The organism is Soonwooa sp. (genome assembly GCF_032062245.1).
GTDB lineage: Bacteria > Bacteroidota > Bacteroidia > Flavobacteriales > Weeksellaceae > Soonwooa.
Window position 1 is genome coordinate 1 of record NZ_DAMBQF010000028.1, and the last position, 23,582, is coordinate 23,582.

At 35.0% G+C, this 23,582-nt stretch carries 25 protein-coding genes and 1 tRNA gene; 15 read left to right on the plus strand and 11 right to left on the minus strand.

The annotated features are described in order from the left end of the window. Positions 1–203 precede the first annotated feature (203 nt). Complete coding sequence (locus tag RT037_RS11395) at positions 204–1,286, plus strand: tyrosine-type recombinase/integrase (RefSeq protein WP_313031276.1); 1,083 nt, start codon at positions 204–206, stop codon at positions 1,284–1,286. On the opposite strand, the gene RT037_RS11400 is transcribed toward RT037_RS11395, so the two are convergent. Then, positions 1,283–3,178 (minus strand): ABC-F family ATP-binding cassette domain-containing protein, encoded by a 1,896-nt coding sequence (locus RT037_RS11400; protein WP_313031281.1) that lies wholly within the window; start codon positions 3,176–3,178, stop codon positions 1,283–1,285. The two genes, RT037_RS11395 and RT037_RS11400, sit on opposite strands and share 4 nt — an antisense overlap. 192 nt (positions 3,179–3,370) lie before the next feature. On the opposite strand from RT037_RS11400, the gene RT037_RS11405 reads away from it, so the two are divergent. Next, positions 3,371–4,270 (plus strand): carbohydrate kinase, encoded by a 900-nt coding sequence (locus RT037_RS11405; protein ID WP_313031285.1) that lies wholly within the window; start codon positions 3,371–3,373, stop codon positions 4,268–4,270. Here the strand turns inward: RT037_RS11405 and RT037_RS11410 are convergent. Both RT037_RS11410 and RT037_RS11415 read right to left on the minus strand, forming a co-directional pair. Beyond that, complete coding sequence (locus RT037_RS11410; protein WP_313031289.1) at positions 4,247–5,110, minus strand: GH25 family lysozyme; 864 nt, start codon at positions 5,108–5,110, stop codon at positions 4,247–4,249. The genes RT037_RS11405 and RT037_RS11410 overlap by 24 nt on opposite strands. Before the next feature lie 41 nt (positions 5,111–5,151). Further along, positions 5,152–5,598, minus strand: a complete 447-nt coding sequence (locus RT037_RS11415) for a hypothetical protein (protein ID WP_313031293.1) — start codon at positions 5,596–5,598, stop codon at positions 5,152–5,154. A gap of 50 nt (positions 5,599–5,648) precedes the next feature. Between RT037_RS11415 and RT037_RS11420 the strand changes: the two genes are divergently transcribed. Next, positions 5,649–6,305, plus strand: coding sequence for a hypothetical protein (locus RT037_RS11420; RefSeq protein WP_313031295.1), 657 nt, complete (start codon positions 5,649–5,651; stop codon positions 6,303–6,305). On the opposite strand, the gene dinB is transcribed toward RT037_RS11420, so the two are convergent. The 4 genes from dinB to lpxK form a co-directional block, all read right to left on the minus strand. Beyond that, positions 6,306–7,391: a DNA polymerase IV gene (gene dinB, locus RT037_RS11425; protein ID WP_313031300.1), complete on the minus strand. Its 1,086-nt coding sequence runs from the start codon at positions 7,389–7,391 to the stop codon at positions 6,306–6,308. Between the two features lie 33 nt (positions 7,392–7,424). Beyond that, positions 7,425–7,952, minus strand: a complete 528-nt coding sequence (locus RT037_RS11430; RefSeq protein ID WP_313031304.1) for a TlpA disulfide reductase family protein — start codon at positions 7,950–7,952, stop codon at positions 7,425–7,427. A gap of 261 nt (positions 7,953–8,213) precedes the next feature. Next, on the minus strand, positions 8,214–9,029 hold the full coding sequence (locus tag RT037_RS11435; RefSeq protein WP_312324204.1) for a purine-nucleoside phosphorylase: 816 nt from the start codon (positions 9,027–9,029) through the stop codon (positions 8,214–8,216). After that, positions 9,013–10,038: a tetraacyldisaccharide 4'-kinase gene (gene lpxK, locus RT037_RS11440; protein WP_313031305.1), complete on the minus strand. Its 1,026-nt coding sequence runs from the start codon at positions 10,036–10,038 to the stop codon at positions 9,013–9,015. The genes RT037_RS11435 and lpxK overlap by 17 nt, the downstream gene beginning before the upstream one ends. A 248-nt stretch (positions 10,039–10,286) precedes the next feature. Between lpxK and RT037_RS11445 the strand changes: the two genes are divergently transcribed. From RT037_RS11445 to RT037_RS11465, 5 genes are all read left to right on the plus strand, one after another. Further along, positions 10,287–11,144 (plus strand): YicC/YloC family endoribonuclease, encoded by an 858-nt coding sequence (locus RT037_RS11445; protein ID WP_313031309.1) that lies wholly within the window; start codon positions 10,287–10,289, stop codon positions 11,142–11,144. Between the two features lie 73 nt (positions 11,145–11,217). Then, positions 11,218–11,781 (plus strand): guanylate kinase, encoded by a 564-nt coding sequence (gmk, locus tag RT037_RS11450; RefSeq protein WP_313031313.1) that lies wholly within the window; start codon positions 11,218–11,220, stop codon positions 11,779–11,781. 18 nt (positions 11,782–11,799) lie between these two features. Further along, a complete protein-coding gene (nadA, locus tag RT037_RS11455; protein WP_313031316.1) occupies positions 11,800–12,816 on the plus strand; it encodes a quinolinate synthase NadA in 1,017 nt (338 codons plus the stop codon). Between the two features lie 271 nt (positions 12,817–13,087). After that, positions 13,088–13,450 carry a dihydroneopterin aldolase gene (folB, locus tag RT037_RS11460; RefSeq protein ID WP_313031319.1) on the plus strand — a complete coding sequence of 121 codons (363 nt, stop codon included), beginning with the start codon at positions 13,088–13,090 and terminating at the stop codon, positions 13,448–13,450. A gap of 59 nt (positions 13,451–13,509) precedes the next feature. Then, on the plus strand, positions 13,510–14,244 hold the full coding sequence (locus tag RT037_RS11465) for an SIMPL domain-containing protein (RefSeq protein WP_313031322.1): 735 nt from the start codon (positions 13,510–13,512) through the stop codon (positions 14,242–14,244). Between the two features lie 75 nt (positions 14,245–14,319). On the opposite strand, the gene dtd is transcribed toward RT037_RS11465, so the two are convergent. Further along, a complete protein-coding gene (gene dtd, locus RT037_RS11470) occupies positions 14,320–14,769 on the minus strand; it encodes a D-aminoacyl-tRNA deacylase (RefSeq protein WP_313031328.1) in 450 nt (149 codons plus the stop codon). A 9-nt stretch (positions 14,770–14,778) separates the two neighbouring features. Then, a complete protein-coding gene (locus RT037_RS11475; protein WP_313031331.1) occupies positions 14,779–15,231 on the minus strand; it encodes a hypothetical protein in 453 nt (150 codons plus the stop codon). Positions 15,232–15,341: 110 nt separating this feature from the next. Between RT037_RS11475 and greA the strand changes: the two genes are divergently transcribed. The 7 genes from greA to RT037_RS11510 all read left to right on the plus strand — a co-directional run bounded on the left by greA (position 15,342) and on the right by RT037_RS11510 (position 21,273). Next, positions 15,342–15,809 (plus strand): transcription elongation factor GreA, encoded by a 468-nt coding sequence (gene greA / locus RT037_RS11480; RefSeq protein WP_079665972.1) that lies wholly within the window; start codon positions 15,342–15,344, stop codon positions 15,807–15,809. A 49-nt stretch (positions 15,810–15,858) separates the two neighbouring features. Further along, the gene (locus tag RT037_RS11485; RefSeq protein ID WP_313031335.1) at positions 15,859–16,248 is read left to right on the plus strand and encodes an HIT family protein; all 390 of its coding nucleotides are present in this window, start codon (positions 15,859–15,861) and stop codon (positions 16,246–16,248) included. 72 nt (positions 16,249–16,320) lie between these two features. Continuing rightward, entirely contained in the window at positions 16,321–17,499 is a 1,179-nt protein-coding gene (gene clpX / locus RT037_RS11490) for an ATP-dependent Clp protease ATP-binding subunit ClpX (RefSeq protein WP_313031337.1), read from the plus strand. A gap of 106 nt (positions 17,500–17,605) precedes the next feature. Continuing rightward, complete coding sequence (locus RT037_RS11495) at positions 17,606–19,576, plus strand: T9SS type A sorting domain-containing protein (protein WP_313031340.1); 1,971 nt, start codon at positions 17,606–17,608, stop codon at positions 19,574–19,576. Further along, the gene (locus tag RT037_RS11500) at positions 19,557–19,823 is read left to right on the plus strand and encodes a signal peptidase (RefSeq protein ID WP_313031344.1); all 267 of its coding nucleotides are present in this window, start codon (positions 19,557–19,559) and stop codon (positions 19,821–19,823) included. Before RT037_RS11495 ends, RT037_RS11500 begins: the two co-directional genes overlap by 20 nt. A gap of 48 nt (positions 19,824–19,871) precedes the next feature. After that, the gene (locus RT037_RS11505; RefSeq protein ID WP_313031347.1) at positions 19,872–21,155 is read left to right on the plus strand and encodes a TlpA disulfide reductase family protein; all 1,284 of its coding nucleotides are present in this window, start codon (positions 19,872–19,874) and stop codon (positions 21,153–21,155) included. 44 nt (positions 21,156–21,199) lie between these two features. Continuing rightward, a tRNA-Met gene (locus tag RT037_RS11510) sits at positions 21,200–21,273 on the plus strand. A 123-nt stretch (positions 21,274–21,396) separates the two neighbouring features. Here the strand turns inward: RT037_RS11510 and RT037_RS11515 are convergent. Both RT037_RS11515 and RT037_RS11520 read right to left on the minus strand, forming a co-directional pair. Further along, the gene (locus RT037_RS11515; RefSeq protein WP_312324532.1) at positions 21,397–21,732 is read right to left on the minus strand and encodes a DUF3276 family protein; all 336 of its coding nucleotides are present in this window, start codon (positions 21,730–21,732) and stop codon (positions 21,397–21,399) included. Between the two features lie 138 nt (positions 21,733–21,870). After that, positions 21,871–23,559, minus strand: a complete 1,689-nt coding sequence (locus tag RT037_RS11520; RefSeq protein ID WP_313031353.1) for an ABC transporter ATP-binding protein — start codon at positions 23,557–23,559, stop codon at positions 21,871–21,873. Positions 23,560–23,582: the final 23 nt, after the last annotated feature.

Below are 23,582 nucleotides of genomic sequence, written 5' to 3' on the forward strand. Positions count from 1 at the left end.
TTATCAACTAATTTACTTCCTTAATTATCCTAATGCAAACTTACCATTGAACGGCTTGTTCGAGCTCTTTTTGTAAGCAGATGCAATAGCTCGGCATAAAAAAGCGATAAGTGAAAGCGGGAAAGAGCTACTAGAGAATAATCAAGAAGTCATTTGTTAATTGTTTGGTTTTCATTATCTTTAGTCATAATATTTTGTATAAAATGAAATCTCACAATTTTAATGAATTTCCTCGTTATGGTAGCCTTAACAATATTAAAGTTATTTGGCTAGGGAGTTATGTTACCGATGTTGTGAGTGAAGCTCTGAAAGATAGGATTGAATATAGTATTGACCTCGAGTCTAATATGTTCTATGTTGAAGATTGTAATTATTCACGATTTTTGCTTGGTTTTAAATCGAATTATAATGGCAGAAAGCTGGTAGAATCTTTAAGTTTTAATAATAGAGTTGAGTTGTGCCGTTTACAAGATCAGCTTGCTTTAAAGGCCTTTTCTGAAAGTACCATTCGTACCTATACAGGTGAGTTTTCTCAACTTTTGAAGGTTATTGGTGATTACCAAGTGCAAGATCTTAGTGAGGAAAAGTTACGTAGCTATTTTCTTTATTGTCATAAAGTTTTAGGGCTATCCGAAAACCAGATACATAGTCGGATGAATGCAATTAAATTCTATTTTGAGAAAGTACTTGGCCGAACTAAATTTTTCGTTGACATACCTAGACCAAAGAAAGCATCTATTTTGCCTAAGGCTTTGAATGAGAAAGATATTAACAAACTATTCCGAGTTACGACAAATATTAAACATCTTTTAATTTTAAAACTATGTTATGGAATGGGACTTCGGGTTAGTGAAATCATTAATCTAAAAGTTCAAGATGTTGATGGTGTCAAGCTTAAAGTCTTTATCGAGCGAAGTAAGGGTAAGAAAGATCGTTATGTTAATTTGCCCGAATCTATTCTTAATGAGCTACGTCAATATTACAAGGATTTTCGTCCTAAATACTATCTTTTTGAGGGTGAGCATGGCGGTCAGTACTCGAAACGTAGTGCACAATCGGTTTTCAAACAAGCAATGACAAAAGCAAAAATCAATAAGCAAGTTGGTATACACAGTTTGAGACATAGCTACGCAACGCATTTGTTAGAGTACGGAACTGATATTTCTTTAATACAAAAATTACTTGGACATAACAGTATCAAAACGACGTTAATCTATACCGAAGTTACGGATAAGAGCATTTCTAATGTTGTTTCGCCTTTGGATCGGATGAATAAAAAGCTCTAAGATTCTAACATCTCTTGTAGCTCTAACCATCGCATTTCCGACGTCTCTAGGTTTTCCGAAATTACTTCTAAATCTTTAGAAAGTCCTGCGATTTTATCGTAATCGGTTTCGTTATTTAGAGCTTCTAAAATGATATCACGTTTCTTTTCTAATTCTGGCATTTCTTTTTCCAGAAGTTCTAACTCACGTTGCTCTTTGAAGGATAATTTCTTTTTAGAAACTTTTGGTTGCGATGGCGCAGAAACAGGTTCTACACTCACTTTAGATTTAGCTTCATCTAGTTTTTTAGTTTCAGAATCTTGCGTTTTTTTCCATTCACGATATTCTGTGAAGTTGCCGACAAAGTTCTTTATTTTACCTTTTCCTTCAAATGCTAAAACATGGTCAACGATTCTGTCCATGAAGTAACGATCGTGAGAAACGATAATTAAACAACCTTGGAATTGCAACAAGAAGTTTTCTAAAACCGTTAATGTAGGCAAATCCAAATCGTTAGTAGGCTCATCAAAAATCAAGAAGTTTGGATTCTGATAAAGAACATACATAAGATGTAGACGACGTTTTTCGCCGCCAGATAGTTTTGAAATTGGCGAGTATTGCGTTTGATCATCAAATAAAAACAGTCTCAAAAACTGAGAAGCAGAAAGACTTCTACCATTTGCTAAAGGATAATATTCTGCTTTTTCTTTAATAAAATCAATAACACGTTCATCTTCTTTAAAGGCTAATCCTTTTTGCGAAAAGTAACCGAAACTTATCGTTTCACCAGTCTCTATTGTTCCACTATCAGCCTTTTCAAGGTTCTGAATAATGTTTAACAATGTCGATTTTCCGGCACCGTTTTTACCAACAATTCCAACTTTTTCACTTCTTTGAAATTGATAGTTAAAATCTTTTAAAAGCACATTATCGCCGTAAGCTTTGTCAATATGTTTAAGTTCAAGAATTTTTTTTCCAAGTCGTTGCATTTCAAAATCCAATTCTAGACTTTGTTTTCTAGTGTCGGTTTTAGCAACTTTTTCGGTGTCGTAGAAAGCATCGATTCTACTTTTAGATTTTGTAGTTCTAGCTTTTGGTTGACGACGCATCCATTCTAGTTCCTTTCTATAAAGGTTGTTGGCTTTATCGATGGTCGCGTCCAAGTTTTCTTCACGGATCATTTTGTTCTCCAAGTAAGTAGCATAACCACCTTTATGAATATACAATTGCGCGTCTTCCATTTCCCAAATCGTATCGCAAACCGAATCCAAAAAGTAGCGGTCATGCGTTACAAGCAGCAACGTAATCTTTTGTTTAGACAGATAATTCTCCAGCCATTCGACCATTTCTACATCGAGGTGGTTGGTTGGCTCATCCATAATCAAAAGAACGTGACGATGTTCGGCTCTTGTTTCTGTCAATAATTTTGCAAGCGCAACACGTTTCACCTGTCCACCAGAGAGTTTTCCCATCTGGACAGAAAGATCCGTAATCTGAAGCTGAGACAAGATTTGTTTCATCTCATTTTCTAGATCCCAAGCTTTATGCGCTTCCATTTCGAGAAGTGCTTTTTCAATGAAATCGTGGTCGGTAGACGTTAAAGACAAATGATAATTTTTGAGCGCAACAATCGGTGCCGAATCCAAAGTCATCATAAACTCTTCCACAGTGAGATTTGGATTAAAGCTAATTTCTTGATCAAAAAGCACGACTTGGATGTCTTTATTGATAAGGACAGAACCTTGGTCGGCGATTTCTTTTCCCATTAATATTTTGAGAAGTGTCGATTTTCCGCTACCATTTTTGGCAACAATCGCAATTTTTTCGCCTTCGTTGATGTTAAAACTGATGTTTTCAAATAAAACTTTCAAACCATAAGATTTCGAAAGATGTTCTGCCGTCACGTAATTCATAGCCCAAAAATACGAATAAGAATTGTTTTAATTCGGCTTTATAAAGTATTTAGTCTTAGTAAAAACGATACTTGTTTATTATTTCTGTTATTAAATGTTTAATTATCTTTAAAATTGTTAAAAAATGTTAGAATTGAAAGATTAAATGCTAAACATATTTTAAAAATGCTATCTTAGGAATAAATTTAACCTATGAGAAAAGCCATCTGTTTCGGAGAAGTATTGTGGGATATTTTCCCGAGTGGGAAAGTAATTGGTGGGGCTCCTTTGCAAGTTGCTGCTAGATTATCTAGCCTTGGTGTACCGTCGCGTATCGTTTCTAAAATCGGTAATGACGCCGAAGGTCGTACACTTTTACAAAATATTCAAAATCTAAATCTTACTGGTGTCTATGTTAAGATTGATCAAAACTTCCCAACTGGTGAAGCAATTGTTCATTTTGATGATAATGGCGAAGCGGTGTACGATGTTAAATCGCCTGCGGCGTGGGATCATATCGAATTGACAGATGAGATCGTAAACACGGTTTCTGCTGCTGATATTTTTGTTTACGGAAGCTTGGCAGCGCGCAGCGAAGTTTCTAAAAATAGTTTGTACAAACTCCTTGATATTGCGAAATATAAAGTTTTTGATGTTAATGTACGGAAGCCCTTTTGCGATATGGACGAGATTCTAAAATTGATGCGTAAAGCTGATCTTATTAAATTGAATGAAGCTGAGTTGCGCTATCTCGCTAAACATCTTGGCGCTGACAATGAGTCTTTGGAACTTAATATTTTATTTTTGTCAGAGTATTCCGAGACAGCACAAATTTGTGTTACTCGTGGGACAAATGGCGCGGTTTTGTTGACAGGCGAACAACTTTATTCTCATCCAGGTTTCGAAGTTGATATCGTTGATACGATAAGTTCTGGTGATAATTTTTTAGCAGCGCTACTTTCAAAAATTATGGATTGTGAAAGCGAAGAAGATTACAACGAAGCTTTAACTTTTGCGAATGCTCTTGGTGCCGTTGCAGCCACTAAAAAAGGACCAACTTCCAAAATAAGTAAGGACGAAGTTTTAAAATTAATCCAAGGTCAGTTGTCGTAGCGACCAGTAACTTCCGTTGTAGACATTGAGGTCGACTTTTACATTGATGCCATACGCAATTCCGTTTTCTGTGAATTGCCAGAATTTCCAGTTGTCTTCGGGAGAAGGCGCTGGGACGTCGTTATAGTTGGCTAACCAAAGTGTGTAATCATCAAATTCGTCTGCGAGAACATCTTTTTTGTAATGATAATAGGTGTAAATAATCGGTTTTGCACCATAAGCATCTTCCAAAATTTTCACAAAAAGTTTTAAATCTTTAATAAGTTGTTCTTTCGATTTGTGACGAGGCATTTTCTCGATGTCCAAAACTGGCGGCAAATCACCCGATTCTAATTTAGCAACCGAAACAAAAGAATTGGCTTGCAAAATAGGATCTTCATCTGGTCGATAAAAATGGTAAGCACCACGAAGAAGCTCATGTTTTTTAGCTTGTTCCCAAAAATGTTCAAAATTTTTGTCAGACTTTTTGTTGCCCATCGTAGCACGAAGTAGTACAAATTTTAAAGGAATTGTTTTATTACCAATACTCAAACTATCCCATTTTATATCTTTTTTATTTTGATAATGCGAAATGTCAAAGCCAAAAGTCTGTGTAGCATAGTCACCAATTATTCTGTTTATGCGCGCTTCTTCTTCTTTCGAGTTTTTTAGTTTTTTGTGATGAAACTTGTTAAAATAAATGGAATAATAAAAGTGAATTTTCTCTTTTAAATAATAACCTGTTCCTAAAAGTCCAAGTATCGCAAAAGTCAAGGTCCACCACATGATTTTCTTTTTCAGTTGGCGGCGTTCTAATTGTTTTTTTCGTGATTTTCTTTGGCTAGCAATCGCTTTTTTCATCGGCACAAAACTACGAAAGAATTCTTGATTGACATTTTGAATTAAGAAATTTCGGTGATAGAAATTTTTTGTCCATTAAAAGAAATTACATCATCTTTTTTATGATTGTGAAGTGCCAAGGCTATTGGACTTTTGTCAGAAATAACATAAAGTTTCTCGTTCTCAAATTTTATTTTTCCCAAAGAAACGGCGATGAAAAATTTTGATAAAGAAGTCACAACATAACTGCCAAGACTAACTACTTTTTTATCAGTAATGTTTAAGTTTTTTACTAAATTATGTTGACTTTTAAGCTCGTTCAATTGAAGTTGAAGATTGTTAATTTGTTGTTGCAACATCTCTCGACTTGTCTCATACTTGTCGCCCATACTGCTTTTGGTATCGTTGTTAGATGCCCGAGTATCCTCGATAAGTTGTTCGAGTTTTAGAATTTTTTGGGTTAAAATTTCCAATAAATGTTGACGAAGTTCGGGCTTATTAATGGACATTTTTTATAAATTTGAAAGATTTTTGACCGACAAAACTACTTAATGATTCTATGAATTCCTATTTTTCTAAACTTAAAATTGTTCTTTTCTTGCTAATTAGTTGTAGTTTTTTCAGCCAAAAACTTCCGACTTCTAACGAAATAATTTCTGAATATTATAAAGCCTTGGGCGGACTTGCAAAGCTAGAGCAAGTTAAATATCTGAAAATGCAAACCATCTTGACGGTTGATTCTAAAAGTTATGCTGGAACTGAAGTTTGGATTGCTCCGAATATTTTTAAGAAGACACAGAAATTGGGACATGAGGAAGTAATCCAGTTCTTTGATGGGAAATTCGGTTATGTTAGTCAAGGTGATCATCGCGAAGCCATGTCGGAGCCTGTTGTTCAAAAATTACAAAAAAGAAAATTGATTGCAGCGTTAGAGTTTGATGCTAATGAATTTAATAAAGTTGAAGAAGCAAAGAGCGGACAACAGCAATTTTATGTTCTTGTAAAATCGGATTCCAACATCTATTTTGACAAACAAACAAAGCTTCTTTGTAAAATTGAAACCTCGGAAGGCAATCAAAATTTCTGGGATTATAAAAGCTTTGATGGGATTTTGTTACCGACGAAAATCATCACGACCGGACAAAATAAAACATCAGAATTGACTTATCAAAATATTCTCGTGAATCGAGAAGTGACTTATGATGATTTGCAATAATTAATCTAAATCCTCAAACGGAATTTTCAACTGAATAGAAACTTGCTTTTTTTCTTCGGTATTAAGATTAGAAAGTGACAATCCTAAAAGTCGTACAGCACGGTCAAAAGGTCGTTGCTTCCACAAATTTTTTGCGGTGCGATAATAATCTTCTTTCGATTGGTAATATTCGGTTTTAGTAAAACTTCTTGTGTACAAAGAAAAGTCTTTGTATTTAATTTTTAAAGTTAAAGATTTACCAAGAATTTGATGTTTCGAAAGTCGGTTTTGTAATTCTTCGCTCAAGCTCTTTAGTTTGTCGTCAATCTGTTGCTCGTCGGATAAATCATCAAAAAATGTTCGTTCTACGGCAACGCTTTTTTGGATTCGATTAGGTTTGACTTCGCTACGATGGATGCCTCGCACAAGATTGTAATAATATTGTCCCGACTTTCCGAAAAGTCTGGTCAACTCTTCCAATGTTTTTTTCTTGATATCTGCACCTTTGTAAATTGACAGACCAAACATTTTGTTAGCAGTAACTTTTCCAACACCATAAAATTTTTCTACGGGAAGTTCTTCCAAAAATTTTTCTATATGTTGTGGATGTATGGTTTTTTGTCCATTTGGTTTGTTAATGTCCGAAGCGACTTTAGCTAAAAATTTATTCACAGAAATTCCAGCGGAAGCCGTCAGTCCTGTTTCTTCAAAAATGCGTTGTCTAATTTCTTTAGCGATTTGGTTAGCAGATTCGATATCTTTTTTGTTTTCGGTGACGTCTAGGTAAGCTTCGTCCAAAGATAAAGGTTCGACAAGGTCGGTGTATTCGTAGAAAATGCTTCTAATCTTTTTTGAAACTTCCTTGTATCGCGGAAATCTCGGCGGTACAAAAATAAGATGTGGACACTTTTCTTTCGCCGTTTTACTTGGCATCGCCGATCGAACGCCAAATTTTCGTGCTTCATAACTGGCAGCAGCAACCACACCGCGATGTCCACCACCAACGGCAATAGGTTTACCCTTCAAGTCTGGATTATCGAGTTGCTCCACAGACGCATAAAAAGCGTCCATGTCAACGTGAATAATTTTTCGTTGGCTTGAAGTCATGTCGCAAATTTAGAAAATAAAAAAACTCAAATGTTAATTTGAGTTTGGTTTTATGAGTTTGTCAATTGTAGTTTGAATGTCTGGATCTTCAGGTGAAATTGCATAATATTTTGCAATGTTGGAAGTTTGGTCAATCACCATAAATCTCGGAATCCAGTTAAGCTCGATATAATCATTAAATGAATTCTTCCAGCCAGATGAGAACCAAAAATTTTCTTTTTCTTTCATGTTAAATCTTTCGATGCTGCGATCAAAAGCTTCTTTGTTACGCTCCAACGAAAAATATAAAAACTGAATATTTGGATTTTTCTCTGCCAATTCATTAGATTTTGGAATGGCCAAAAGACAATCTTTGCACCAACTTGCCCAAAAGTCAATGACGATAACTTTTCCTTTATACTGATCTAGAATGTCTTTAACAGAAATTGAATTTCCGTTTTCGTCTTGCATCTTTTCTGCTAAAGCTTCTTTGCTAAATATAGTTTTGTTAACTGCTGGTATCTTTTGTGAGTAGCCCAAAACGAGAATAAATAGACTTAAGATGCTAAAAATCTTCTTCATTGCTATAATTGTTGTGCTGCAAAATTAAAGAATTATTGGATTGATATTTCTTATTAAATGATAATTAAATTCTATCACCCAAATTGGGTAAGAACGTGGGATATGCGCCCCGACGTAGGTGGAGCTCTTTGTAGTCTTGATGCGCGGCGACTTCGTCGCCGCGCATCAAGACTACAAAAGCGGGAACCGTAGGCGGAAATGGCGCCCAAATAAAAATGCACCCAAAAATTTGAGTGCATCTATATTATGTTTTAAAAACTTTTAGTTGTAATTTTTTACCAGACCTTTTACGATTTTGATAACGTCTGGCATCGCTTTGTTAGCAGCATTTAGCACTTCTTCGTGTGACACAGCGAACGCGATTTCGGGACCACCCAAATCGGTAATAATCGAAATACAGAAAACGTCCATCCCCATGTGCTTTGCAACGATAACCTCCGGAACCGTGCTCATACCAACAGCGTCGCCACCGATGAATCGAACCAATCCATACTCAGATGGCGTTTCGAAAGTTGGACCTTGCAATCCTACATAGACACCTTCGTGAATTTTGATGTTATTTTCTTTGGCAACATCGTGCGCCGTTTGTAACATTTTTTTGTTATAAGCTTCGCTCATATCCACAAATCGTGGACCTAGCTCGTCGATGTTTTTACCACGTAATGGATGTTCTGGCATCATGTTGATATGATCTTTAACCAACATAATATCGCCAACTTGGAAGTTAGGATTAACGCCACCTGAAGCGTTTGACAACAATAGATTTTGGATGCCCAACAAGTGGAAAACTTTGAAAGGGAAAGTCACAGTCTCCATTGGATAACCTTCGTAATAATGGAAACGACCGCTCATCATCAATACTTTTTTGCCTTCAAGAATTCCGTAGATTAACTTGCCACCGTGACCAACAACGGTTACTTGCGGGAAGTTAGGAATGTCTTCATACTCGATGGTGTGGATCGGTTGTACCTCGTCTTGAAGTTTTCCAAGTCCAGAACCTAACACGATTGCAAAGTCTGGTGTGTCTTGGATAATATTTTTGATGAACGCTGCGGTTTCTTTAATTTTTTCTAACATAATCGTTGATTATTTGATTAAACGCTTCTTGATTGTCTATTTCTACATTAATTGGCCAATAAAAGATTTTGTCACGCAAGTAGTCAAAAGTTTTGAGTCTTACATAATCTTTTTCTGTTGTTAAAATCATCTTGTATTCGCCAAGTTTTTTATATTCTGCCACAATTTTTTTGATGTCGTCATCGGAGAAATTGTGATGGTCTTTATATTTAAGATGTTTTATTTTTTTAGAATATTTGCCGACTTCTTTTACAATTTGTGTTGGGTTGGCAATGCCACTTATCAAAAGTACATCGTAATAATCGAGATTTTTGACTGGCATATATTTGTCGATGCTCATGACATTTTCGTCATATTCTATAGAGGAGAAAAATACTTTCTGATAATGTTGTGGTTTTATTCTTGAAATGTAATATTGTTTTTTTTCTTCTGTTAAATCATTTGGACATTTGGTAACCATAATAATATCGGCACGTTTTGCACCATGACGACTTTCTCGTAAATTGCCGGCAGGTAAAATGAAATCCTTAAAATACGGATCGTTGTAAACCGTCAACAAAATATTAAGTCCTGGCTTTATAGCACGATGCTGAAAGCTATCATCCAAAACCAAAACATTAAGATCCATGTCTTCAATTAATTTTTTGGCACCGAAAACACGGTCTTCGCAAACGCCAATGACGAAACGATTTTTGAATCTTTCGAATAATTGCATTGGTTCGTCACCAACAGTTTTGTAGTTGCTTTCGTAGTTAACGACATTGTAGCCTTTTGTCATTCTGCCATAACCTCGAGAAAGAACACCAGTGCGATAATATTTGGACAGATAAGCTGCCAAATACATCACCATCGGCGATTTTCCACTTCCGCCCACAGAAAGATTACCAACACCAATTATTGGTGTTTTGAATCGTTTCGAAGAAAATAATCCCCAATCAAACATTCGGTTCCTAATCGAAGTTCCGAGATGATAACCAAGGGAAAAAGGGTAAAGATACCATCTTTTCATAGCCGACAAAAATACAATAATCGATTGGTTTTATCAATAGGAAAATGTCGTTTAGAGGTTAATATTTGTCATTTTAATATAAAATTAAATTATACTATGGTTATTTAATTGCTGGTTAACATTCTTGTTAAATGTTTAATTAGCAAATCATTCGATATAAAGGTTTATTAAGTTTAATAATTAGAATAATCTTTAGAAGCCTTTTCAACTAACATCATTATATTTGCATTATAATAAGAAAAGCAGATATGGTATTATCAATGACGGGATTTGGTCGTGCAGAAGGTGTTTTCGAAGGAAAAAAGCTGACCATCGACATCAAGTCGCTCAACAGCAAAACATTCGACCTTAATATTAAAGTGCCGATTCGTTATAAAGAAAAAGAGTTTGATATTAGAAAATTGCTGAATGATAAATTACTTCGCGGAAAAGTTGATTGCTACATCAATTGCGAAAATCTCGAAGACAGCAACGATGTTAATATTAATAAAGAGATTGTAAAATCGTATATGACGCAACTTGGCGAGATTTCGCCTGGTGCTAATGCAATAGATTATTTGCAAATGGCGGTTAGAATGCCAGAAGCTATTAGTAACAAAACTGCTGATCTTAGTGATGAAGAATGGAATTTCTTATTAAAAATCGTTAATGAGGCGATTTCTAAGTTTTTGGAATTCCGAACTACAGAAGGTTCAATTCTTCAAGATGAATTGTGTAAAAATGTAAAAAACATTGAAGCTAAATTATCGCAAGTTCCACAATATGAAGAAGAACGAATTACAGCTGTAAAAGAACGTTATCAGAATACTTTAAAGGAATTCGAAAATGTTGACGAAACGCGTTTTTACCAAGAAATGGCTTATTACACAGAGAAGTTAGACATTTCGGAAGAAAAAGTGAGATTAGCACAACATCTTAAATATTATTTGGATGTGATGGAGAATGAAGATTTTAATGGTAAAAAATTAGGTTTTATTTCTCAAGAAATGGGACGCGAGATCAATACTTTAGGGTCAAAAGCCAATCACGCAGCCATCCAAAAATTGGTTGTCGAAATGAAAGACGACCTCGAAAAAATTAAAGAACAAACCCTTAATGTTTTGTAAATTATAAGTTATAAATTATGAGTGATTTTTAAGTCAGCTCCTAATTTATAATTGATAATTCCTAATTTTAAAAATGAATAAAGTAGTTATATTTTCGGCACCATCAGGAAGTGGAAAAACCACTTTGGTAAAGCATTGTTTAGCTCATTTTCCAGATTTGCAATTCTCGATTTCGTGCACAACAAGAGCGCCTCGCGGTGAAGAAAAACATGGTGTTGATTATCACTTTTTAAGTCCTGAGGAGTTTCGTCAAAAGATTTCCGAAAATGCTTTTGTAGAGTTTGAAGAAGTTTATACAGACAAATTTTACGGGACTTTACAAGAAGAAGTGGAGCGCATTTGGAAGAACGGGAAGGTTGTTATTTTTGATGTTGATGTTAAAGGCGGTGTTAACTTAAAAAAGATTTTTGGAGAACAGGCATTGTCAATTTTCATTGCACCACCAAGTATCGAGGAGCTGGAACGTCGATTAATAACACGAGGAACGGATGCGCTAGAAGTTATCAAAACTCGTGTAGCAAAGGCTGAAGAAGAGTTAACTTATCAGAGTAAGTTTGATAAAGTTGTCATTAATGATAATCTAGAAGTTGCAACGCAAGAAATGGAAAGTATTTTGCATGACTTTATTAATTCTTAATTAATCACACAAAAAGATATGGAAAACACGTTAGAAAAAGCAAAATCCAGTATGCCGATTAAAGGTTTTTTGGATATTAAAGATATTGCAATTCCGCAGGGACAAGATCTTGTGGATGCTATTTTAAAACTAAAAGAAGAAAAAAACGCTGTCATTTTAGCACATTATTATCAACCTGCGGAGATTCAGGATATCGCAGATTTTTTGGGTGATTCTTTGCAGTTGGCGCGTCAGGCAAAAGATACAGATGCCGATATGATTGTTTTCTGCGGGGTACATTTCATGGCGGAAGCTGCAAAAATTCTTAATCCAACTAAAAAAGTGGTTTTGCCAGATACTTTGGCAGGATGCTCTTTGGCAGACGGTTGTAGCGGTGAAGGTCTTCGTTCGATGCGCGAGCAACATCCAGGCGCTTTGGTAGCGACTTACATCAATTGTAATGCAGAAACTAAAGCTGAAAGTGACATTATCGTGACAAGTTCTAATGCCGAAACTATTATCAATGCGTTACCAAAAGACCAACCAATTATTTTCGCACCAGACAAAAATCTAGGTCGTTATCTTGCGCAAAAGACAGGACGCGATATGATTTTGTGGGACGGAAGTTGTATCGTTCACGAAGCATTTTCGATGGAGCGAATTGCAAAACAGCTGGCAGACAATCCAGATGCAAAATTAATTGCGCATCCAGAAAGTGAAGAAGCTGTGCTAAAGTTGGCGCATTTCATCGGTTCGACCTCGGCTTTGCTTAATTATGTTGAGAAAGACGATTGTCAAAAATTCATCATTGCGACAGAGGAAGGCATTCTTCACGAGATGAAAAAACGTGCGCCGCATAAAGACTTGATTCCAGCTTTGGTGTTTGACGAATCTTGTAATTGCAGCGAGTGTTTTTACATGAAACGCAACACGATGGAAAAGCTTTATCTATGCATGAAGTACGAACTTCCAGAAATTTTAATTGAAGAAAAATTACGTCTGAAAGCGCTAAAGCCAATCGAGGCGATGCTAGAACTTTCAAAAACGATAAAATAAATTTGGGCAATCCCGCGCCAAGGCTTTATCTACGCTAGCGGTCGGGCTGTACGCTGTATCTTGGAGCGCTTCGCTCGGTCGTCTCCGCTACGCTCCGACGCCTCGCTCCGCTCCCAAGGATGCCGCTGCCATCCCTATTGCGTCCCAAAGTAGTAAAATGTACAAGTTTTGTTGAGAAATCGACAAAACTTGTTTAGTTTTACAATAATTAAGATTTAAGAATTATTTTAATCTTAAATAAAAAACCAACAACCAAAGCCTAGAAGAACCTATGCATTCAAAAATTATTCTTGAGAACATAAAGATTTACGCATTTCATGGCGTGTTACCAGAAGAGACAATTTTGGGGACCAAATATATTATCAATGCCGAACTTCATGCCGATTTAGAAAAAGCATCGCAATCCGATGATTTGTCAGACACCATCAACTATGCAGAAGTTAATGATATTATTCACCACGAGATGAGTATTCCGTCAAAACTATTAGAACATGTTATTGGCAGAATTATTTCAAAATTGGAGTCTTCGTTTCCTCAACTCAGTTTTATTAAAGTGAAACTAACCAAAACCCGTCCACCAATGCGTGGCGAAATGCAAGGTGTCAGCATCGAAATTGAAAAGAAGATTTGTTAATATTTTTTTTTAATGGAACAAACTTTGTTGCTAACATGTTGCACTAAAAATATTGAGTTATGAAACCACAATACATCACAGTTGGTATCGCTGCTTTAGGCTTGATTATCGCAACGATTTTCTTCGGCAACGCCATCAAAAATAGGAACAAAGCAGACAATACGATTTCGGTTACTGGTTTGGGTTCTAAGAAATTTACTTCAGATTTAATTACTTGGTCAGGAAGTTTTTCAAAAAATAATTTTGACTTAAAATCGGCGTATGACGAGTTAGCGGTTGATAAAAATGTGATTGCTCAATATCTAAAATCAAAAGGCGTTAAGGACAACGAAATGGTTTTTTCTGCTGTTGATATTCAAAAGAATTTTAGAAGTTATAACGACTCCAATGGTAATTATGTTCAAGGAGAATTTTCCGGATACAATCTTACACAAAGCGTTAGCATCGAATCCAAAGAAGTTGGAAAAATTGAAAATATCTCTAGAAACATCACCGAAATTATCAATCGTGGCATTGAATTCACTTCTTCAACACCTCAATATTTTTATACTAAATTGGCTGAAGTTAAGCAGCAGATGATTGCAGATGCAACCAAAGATGCTAAAGAACGGGCCGAAAAAATTGCCGACAACGCGGGAAGCTCACTCGGAAGTTTGAAAAAAGCGACGATGGGCGTTATCCAAATTACGGCACCTAATTCTAACGAGGATTATTCTTATGGCGGTACATTTAACACGTCTTCAAAAGAAAAAGAAGCGACAATCACCATTAAACTGGAATATCAGGTTAATTAGGAATTAGGAATTAGGAGTTAGAAATTAGGAATTAGGAATTAGGAAGTGATTTTTCTAAAAACTAAAAGCCAGCAACTATATTTTCGTCTTGCTGTCCATAACAATCGTAACAGGTCCATCATTGATGAGAGCAACCTTCATGTCGGCGCCGAAAATACCGCTTTCGATCTTTAAGCCAGATTTTTTTAATTCATCTTTAAAATACTCGAATAACGGTATGGCTTTGTCAGGTTTTGCAGCTTTTATGAAAGATGGGCGATTTCCTTTTTTATAATCAACAATTAATGTGAATTGGCTGATGCAAAGGATTTCACCTTGGATGTCTTTTATTGATAGATTCAATTTGCCGTCCTCGTCTCCAAAAATTCTTAAATCCAAAATCTTTTTGACAAGCCAATCTGCGTCTTCACTTTGGTCATTTTCATCAATCCCGCAAAGAAGCATCAATCCCGCTCCGATTTCGCCAACAATTTTTTCGTCAACCTTTACAGAAGACTCAGACACACGCTGGATAACAATTTTCATAGTTTAAGTTTAATAATAGATAGAAATAACGCCTGTGGATGGTTCGTACTGGAAAGGATAAGTTTTTGGAGGAAGACCTTTGGATTTGTCGTTAATAGGTGTCCCGTTCAACATCCATTCAGCGCCATCTTTGTCGCAAACGATAGTTGTGTTATCTTTAACTCGTAATACTGTTGAGTCGCCATCTGGACAAATATGAGGTGCGTTTCTGTCATAGACTTTGTAACCATTGGCGGTGTTTGCAATGATAAGTCCTCGCGTCCCAGCGCCCACTTCGTTAACATAAACCCATCCACCTTGTATTGTAACTGGATAGTATAAAGGAAGGTTAGTGTTAATGCTTACATTAATCTGCGATTGCGGAAAACAAGAAACCGTTTCGGCTCTGTCACTACAAGAGTTGATAATGAATAAATTACTGAAAACCAGAAAAATAATTATCCCAAAATATCTTAAATTCATTTTCATCTCAAAATTAATTTATATATTTGTCAAAACGATTCAACACAACAAAAATTATATCCGGCAAAGGTCGGATAATTTTTTTATATTAACGTTAAAAAATTATTGACATGAGTTATGTTACTAAAGAGGGTTTAGATAAAATGAAAGCAGAGCTTGAGCAATTGGAAACTATTGAAAGACCAAAAGTTACCCAACAGATTGCAGAAGCAAGAGATAAAGGTGACCTTTCTGAAAATGCAGAATATGACGCAGCTAAAGAGGCGCAAGGACTGTTAGAAATGCGTATTTCTAAACTTAAAGATATTATTTCGGTTTCAAAGATTATCGATGAAAGCCAGCTAGATACGTCAAAAGTTTCAATTTTGACAACAGTTAGACTTAAAAATCATGCTACTAAAGCGGAGCAAAAATTCACTTTAGTTCCAGATAATGAAAGCGACCTGAAAACAGGGAAGATTTCTGTTAATACACCAATCGCAAAAGGTCTTTTAGGGAAAGCTGTGGGCGATGTTGCTGAGATTACACTTCCTAACGGGAATAAGTTGACTTTTGATATTTTAGAAATTAGCCTGTAATTTTTATTAAACGGTTTGATATTTGTAGAAGTAAAATACTTTTAAAATTATGAGTTCAATTTTCACAAAAATCATTAACGGAGAAATCCCAAGTTACAAAGTAGCAGAGGACGACAATTTTATCGCTTTTTTGGATGCAATGCCTTTAGTAAAAGGACATACATTGGTTGTTCCTAAAAAAGAAGTGGATTTAATCTTTGACTTAGATTCAGAAGAATTCAAAAATCTTTGGGCTTTTGCACAGCAAGTTGCTAAAAAAATTGAAAAAGCAATTCCTTGCAAAAGAGTAGGCGTTGCGGTTATTGGACTGGAAGTTCCGCATGCGCACATTCATCTTGTGCCACTCAACGCTATGCAAGACCTTAACTTCGGAAATGAGCGACTTAAGCTTTCTGCCGAAGAATATCAAACGATAAAAGACGCGATTAAAAACGCATAAATCAGTTTTAAAAGAAGCGCAAATGCTTCTTTTTTTTCATTAATTATTAAAAAGAAAAGTACACAATTTTATATGAATCCTAATCAATGTTCTTTCTGTGGAAGAAAACGAAATGAAGTACAAACACTGATTTCTGGACAAAATGGTTTTATCTGCGAAAACTGTATCGAGCAGGCGCATAACATTATTAAAGATAGTGTAAAGCAAATGGGCGATGCTGGTTTTACAATGGAAGAACTTGCAAAACCAAAACAGATAAAAGAATTCTTAGACGAATATATTATTGGGCAAGATCAGGCGAAAAAGCAATTGTCTATTGCCGTTTACAACCACTATAAAAGACTTCTTCATAAGCAAGACGAAAATCGTGAAGTAGAGATTGAAAAGTCAAATATCTTAATGGTTGGTGAGACTGGGACAGGGAAGACACTTTTGGCTAAAACGATTGCAAAGCAACTTAACGTTCCTTTTTGTATCGTAGATGCAACGATTTTGACAGAAGCAGGCTATGTTGGGGAAGATGTGGAAAGTATCTTGTCTAGACTTCTTATGGTTGCAGAATATGATGTTGAAAAAGCAGAACGCGGTATTGTCTTTATCGATGAAATTGATAAGATTGCGCGTAAGTCTGATAATCCTAGTATTACAAGAGATGTTTCTGGTGAAGGTGTGCAGCAGGGTTTATTAAAACTATTGGAAGGAAGTATTGTTAATGTTCCGCCACAAGGAGGAAGAAAGCATCCTGATCAAAAATACATTCAAGTTAATACGCAGAATATCCTTTTCATTGCAGGTGGAGCTTTTGATGGTATTAAAGAAATTATCGAAAGACGACTTAATAAACAAGCTATTGGTTTTAGTTCAGAAAAACTTAACAAAGTTGAGGAAGACGATTATATTTTAAGTCAAATTAATGCAATCGATTTAAAGTCCTTTGGTCTTATCCCAGAGTTGTTGGGACGTTTCCCGATTATTACGTATTTGGATAGCTTGACTAAGGAGACTTTGGTTAGAATTATGAAAGAGCCAAAAAACTCTATTATTAATCAATTTGTAGAATTGTTTAAGATGGATGGTGTTAAGCTAAGTTTTACAGATGAAGCTATTGAAAAAATAGTTGATGATACCGTAGAAAAGGGACTTGGCGCTAGAGGACTTCGTGGTACAACGGAAAAAGTTTTAGAAGATTATATGTACGATATTGATGCTCAAAATGAGATTGTCGTTGAGGAAGATGATATAAAATTATAATCTATTAAATTTATTTAACCATTGATTTTTAGGTAGATAATTTTTTTTATCTAAAAAAAATTATAATTTTGCCAATGTTAAAACACAAAACACAATTTTGTAAAACATGAAGAAAAAATTATTAACAACTAGTATGTTGGTGCTATTGGGGCATTCATATGCATATAGCCAATATATAGGTAATGATGCTTATGTGATGGTTGGGGAAGGTGCTCTCATGGTAAATTCTGGATTGAGCTTTAGGACTGTAGGTACTGGCGTTTTAGATATTTACGGTAACGTAATGGTTGTTGGTGATACAAATACTAAGTTTGAAACATCGGCATTAGACGGGGTTTCACCAAAAGTGAATGGAGGTAACGTTGTTTTAAGAATGAACAATAACCAAAATTCTACTTACGGGCAGTTATATATTGAAGGGTTAAGCCAATCCAATATTACTGGATACGTTGATAAAGAGTATCGTGAGCGTAAACACGGAACTTATCAACAAGTAGGTTTCCCCTTTTTTGCTAAGACAATACAATCTCTTGAATCGGAACTAAAAAGTTTTAATGGTAAAAGATGGTCTCAAAACGAAGCGTTAATATGGAATAATGCGAAGGCTCGCTTTGATTTGATGGGACAAACTACAGCATTTTTAGGTACTGAATATTTTGCATTAGGTTCGCTTAATTTCAATGCAGCTGCTAACCCATTAACTAACATTGTTAATCCAAACAAAACCGCAGGCAATACTATTGTTCCTAATTATACAAATGGTGTTTATGTTGTTAGAGGTAGGCCAATTGCAGTTCCAAACGGTCAAAGATTGTATGGTGCAGCTCTTGATATTAACTTTGGTACGAGCGGACAATTAAAAAATTATTATCAGGAAACATACAACTCATATTTACAAGACAATTTTGATATGGGAGCCAATCCTTGGCTAAAGCCTAATTTTGGGAGGAATTTATATCAATTCAGTAATCCTTACTTCACTAATCTTGATTTAATCAATATTGGACGCCCTGATGCTGGTCTAAATGGAGACCTTTTAGAAATACCGCATTTACAAGGTATTAGATTTGATCCAGGGGTGGTTGCAACTGACTCAGATGGGGCAACTTATTCTGAAGGAGCTAAATATCTAACTTTTGAGAATGGGATTCCAACCGGAGATGTTTATGGAGCACTTATCAAACCAATGCAGACTTTTGTAGTTAAATTGACAAAAGATGCTGCCAATACAGATGATGCATTTCTTAAGTTTGAAAGACTTAGACGATTTGCATATACTACGAGAGCAAGTGACGTTAATTACGATGTTACTGCTGCAAAAGGTTCGTCCTCGTCAACTGTAAAACAGTTGGGGGTCATTGCGTTAGATGCAAATGGTAAGGAAATGGGACGTACTTATTATGTGGTATCTACAAATGCAAATACTGGGGTGCCAACTCTTGCAGAAGCATCATCACAAATTACTGCATCTAATCTCAATGTCATTGGTACATATGAGGAAGACAAAAATAATGGAGGTAAAGATATTGCACTGGCAGATAAGTATTGGTTGTACATTAATGAAGCAAATGAAATTGATTTTGCTAAAAAAGCAATTTCACTAGAGTTATATAGTAACGATATTGTTTCTTTAAAGTTTGAAATTTTAGAGAATGCAAAAAGAATAGATGATAATCAAAGTCTACTTTCGACAGGTAAAGAATTTTATATTAAAAAGAATAATTCTTCTGATTATATAACAATATCACAAGGGGCAATTTTGCCAGTTACAACCGATCAGTATAGTCTTTATTATGATAAAAACGCACTTACTCTTGATGTGACGGATGCTTTAAAAGGATCAAGAACAAAGGTTGCTTATAATCCAAATAAAGATAACTACGTTTTGATTTTTGATCCAAAATGGAATCAAGCGGATGTTAAAGTTTATGATATGAGTGGGAAATTAATTCTTTCGAAATCTAAAGTATCAACCAAGAAAGATTGTGAGCTGGATATCTATAAGCTTAATGGCACGTATATTATTACTGCTAAATCTGAAAAAGGAGAAGTGTTTAATGGAAAAGTTATCAGATAAAAGCACATATAAAATGAAAAATCTTTTTTTTAAATTTTTAGCGATTTGCATATTTGGTTTCAATAATTTGCTTATTGCTCAAGCTCCACCGACTCCAGAAGGTAGACCTGGGGATGGTGCAGGAGCAACTGGTCCTGGTTCCAGACCAAAAAACCCAATCGATATGTACGAATACATTTTAGTTATCGCAGCGTTTTTATTAGTAATTTACTTTTATAAACGTAGCAAAAGATTAAAATTGTCTTAATATTATAAAAACTCACTTTATCTAAAGTGAGTTTTTTATATTTGTAATATGAGAAACACCGTATTGGCTCTTTGTTTATTAGGAGCATCTAGCATTTCGGCACAATTCAAAGTTAATGCGAATTTGCCTTCTGATTTTCAAGTCGATGACGCATATCTTTTTGCGTATGACGGATCCAAAGATATTTTATTAGGAAAAGGAGCTAAAAAAGGTAATAGCCTTAGTATTTCAGTTCCCAAAAGTTATAAAGGCATGTTGCGTTTGGTACTTTTCCCTTCTAATAATAGTATCCAAATGGCATCGGAAAATCAAGATATTAACTTGACTGTCGATAAAGTCGAAAATAAAGCCATAAAGCAAGTGACATTTTTAGATCCTGCTAACAAGTATTTTGAAACGTCACAGAATGGTCAAAAGAAAAAAGAATTAATCTATCCTGCACTTTTACAGATTAAAGACTATTATAAGCCGATAGATCCATTTTATTCAGCTTTAGAAAAAGAGATAGCAACTTTGTCATCTTCGCCTGTAACTGGGGGTAATTTTCCATTTATTAACTATTATAATGAGACAGCGTCTAGATATGTTAATAATCCAGACTATAAAAACATACCATTACAAGAATACAGCGACTTTATTGTAAAGTCAGGTAGCTTTTTAGAAACTTCTTCTTTATTAAAACCTATTTTGATTTCGTATCTTAACACTGCTGGTAAAGACAATATTAATGCGGATATCGATAAGCTGTTAAAAAACGTTGATATTGAAACACCAAGAGGACAAACTGTTTTGTCGGAGTTAATTGAGATTTTTGATACTTATGGCATGGCCGACATGAAGGATAAATACCTTAAAGAAGCTAAAGAATTAAAATGTACTATTAATGATCGTTTAGCGAGTACAATCAAAGGTCAAGAAGAGTTGCAAATTGGTGCTAAGCTCCCAGATTCGAAACTTTATAATACTTACAATACCAAAGCTAAATCGATTTCTGACGTTAAAGCTGATCATAAAGTAATCATTGTTTGGTCATCAACTTGTTCGCATTGTACAGCGGAGCTTCCTAAGATTATTGAAAAATATCAAGCTTTAAAATCTAAAAAAGTTGAAGTTATCGGTTTGTCAATTGATGCAGATCTTAAATCTTATTCGGATTTAGCATCGAAATTTCCTTGGGTAAGTGCTGCAGACGGTAAAGGTTGGTACAGCGAGTATGCAAAAAATTACAATGTGCATGCAACGCCAACTTACTTTATATTAGATAGTTCTAATAAAATTGTAGCTAAGCCAGATCAACTATCACAAGTTTTTGAATATTTTAATCTAAAATAATTTTGCGTGAGTGTAAATTTTTTCTATATTTGCACCACAAAATCGGCGAGGTAGCTCAGATGGTTAGAGCGCAGGATTCATAACCCTGAGGTCACGGGTTCAATTCCCGTCCTCGCTACAAAGACACTCTTCTTAGAGTGTCTTTTTTTATTTCAGTATGATGAAATTTATTTTCAGAAAAAGCATAAAAAAACATCCTAAAATTTGATTTTGGATGCCTTTAACTCTTTTCTTGTAATTCTTAGACCTCTTCGTCTGACTCCAAAGTGTAAGATTTGGATTTGTAATCCTTGTCATGTTTTTCAGAAATAACGTCTTCACCTTTTTGCTCGATGATAAAATCGGTTGATTCATTAAACATGTCTTGGAAATTCTTGAAATCTTCTTTGTAAAGGTAGATTTTGTGCTTTTCAAAAGTTGCCTCTCCGTTTTCCCCGAAATTCTTTTTACTTTCAGTAATCGTAAGATAATAATCTCCAGCTTTTGTCTCGCGCACATCAAAGAAATAGGTTCTTCTACCTGCCTTCAATACCCTTGTGAAAATTTCATTTTCGTGGCGTTCCTTGTATTCACTCATTTGTACGATATTTTTGAAATCTGTGTAAACAAATATAATAGAATTCTGCTTAATTCAAAATGTTTTTTGAATTATTTATAAATAAAAATGAAATTTCATAAAAAAAAACTCTTTTTTTTTGATAAATTAAGAGTATTTCTATGGTAAATAAAGAATTTTATCTGCACGTTTTGCACTTGATTCTCTGTGCGTTATAATGATTGAAGTTGCAGATTGTAGGTCGTTTTCAATGTTTTGTAGAATATTTTCCTCCGTCTCTGTGTCTAGAGCGGATAGGCTATCGTCAAATACTAAAATTTGCGGGTCTTTTATTAAGGCTCTAGCAATGCAAATTCTCTGTTTTTGCCCACCAGATAGCATTACACCGCGTTCTCCAACTATTGTTTCGTATTGATCTTTGAACTCAACAATATTCTTATGAACATCTGCTTTTTTCGCATATTTAATAATCAAATCTTCTCCCGGATTATCGATCGCGAAGCCAATATTGTATGCAATGGTGTCCGAAAATAAATAACTCTCTTGCGGAATGTAACCTATTTTTTGTCTGTAAAGTTCAAGATTGTGATCTTTTAGATTTTTACCATCAATCAAAATTTCTCCTTCATCAGGATCAATCAATCGACCAAGAAGAAGTGCGATGGTAGATTTTCCACTTCCTGTTTTTCCCATTATCGCCAAAGTTTCGCCGGCATTAACTTTAAAACTTAAATTGTCCAAAGCTTTGATACCTGTATTCGGGTAAGTATAACTAACGTTTCTGAATTCGATATCGCCATTTATAGAATAATTCTCATGGTTTGTATTGACGATGTCAGATTTCATGTCTAAAAACTCATTAACACGCTGCATAGACGCTTCTGCACGTTGATTGACTGACGTTACCCAACCAACCATTGAAAACGGCCAAATAAGGATATTAATATATAAAAAGAAATCTGCAATAGTACCAACGCTCATTTCGCCAGCGATGTATTTTTGGCCACCAATAAAGATAATAGCGACATTAAGAAGTCCAATTACAAATAAAATAATGGTGAAAAAATAGGCTTCTGTCTTTGCTAAATCTAAGGCTTTGTCTTGATAATCTTTAACTTTAATACCGTAATTTTTTTCAATATATTTTTCTTTGCTAAAATATTTAACCACACGAATTCCCGAAAAGCTGTCTTGGACAAAAGTCGAAATTGCAGATTGGCTCTTCTGCATGGTTTTCGATTTTTGATTAATAATGTTGCTGACTTTGTAGATCACAAATGATAAAATCGGTAACGGAATTAAAGTCCAAAATGTCATTTCAACATCGGTCATTAACATATAACTACTTGTGATAATAAGTAGAATTGCTAGGTTGACAACATACATAACACCAGGGCCTAGATACATTCTTATGGCCACAACATCTTCGCTCAGGCGGTTCATAAGATCGCCGATGGTGGTTTTCTTGTAATCGGTTAGTGATAAATCTTCGTAATGACGGAAGATTTTATTTTTTAATTCATATTCGATTCGACGAGATGCAACGATAATCGTTTGACGCATCATAAAAGTGAAAAAACCAGATAACAGGGAGCAAACCAGCAATATCCCAGAATTGATAAAAATAATGCGGAAATAACTCCAATTGGCTTTTACATTGTCGATAAGACTTGCTTCTTTAGAAAGTTTAAGGTTGTCGTAATTACCTTCGATGATGTTAATCGTTTGACCAACAAATTGTACTTTATAGATTGTAAAAAAGTTACTAAGGATGATAAATAAAAATCCCCAAAAAAGAAGGACTCTGTGCTTCCAGAAATAAGGATTTAGGGTTTTTAATGCTTTCATTATTTAAAATTGTTTAGGCATTA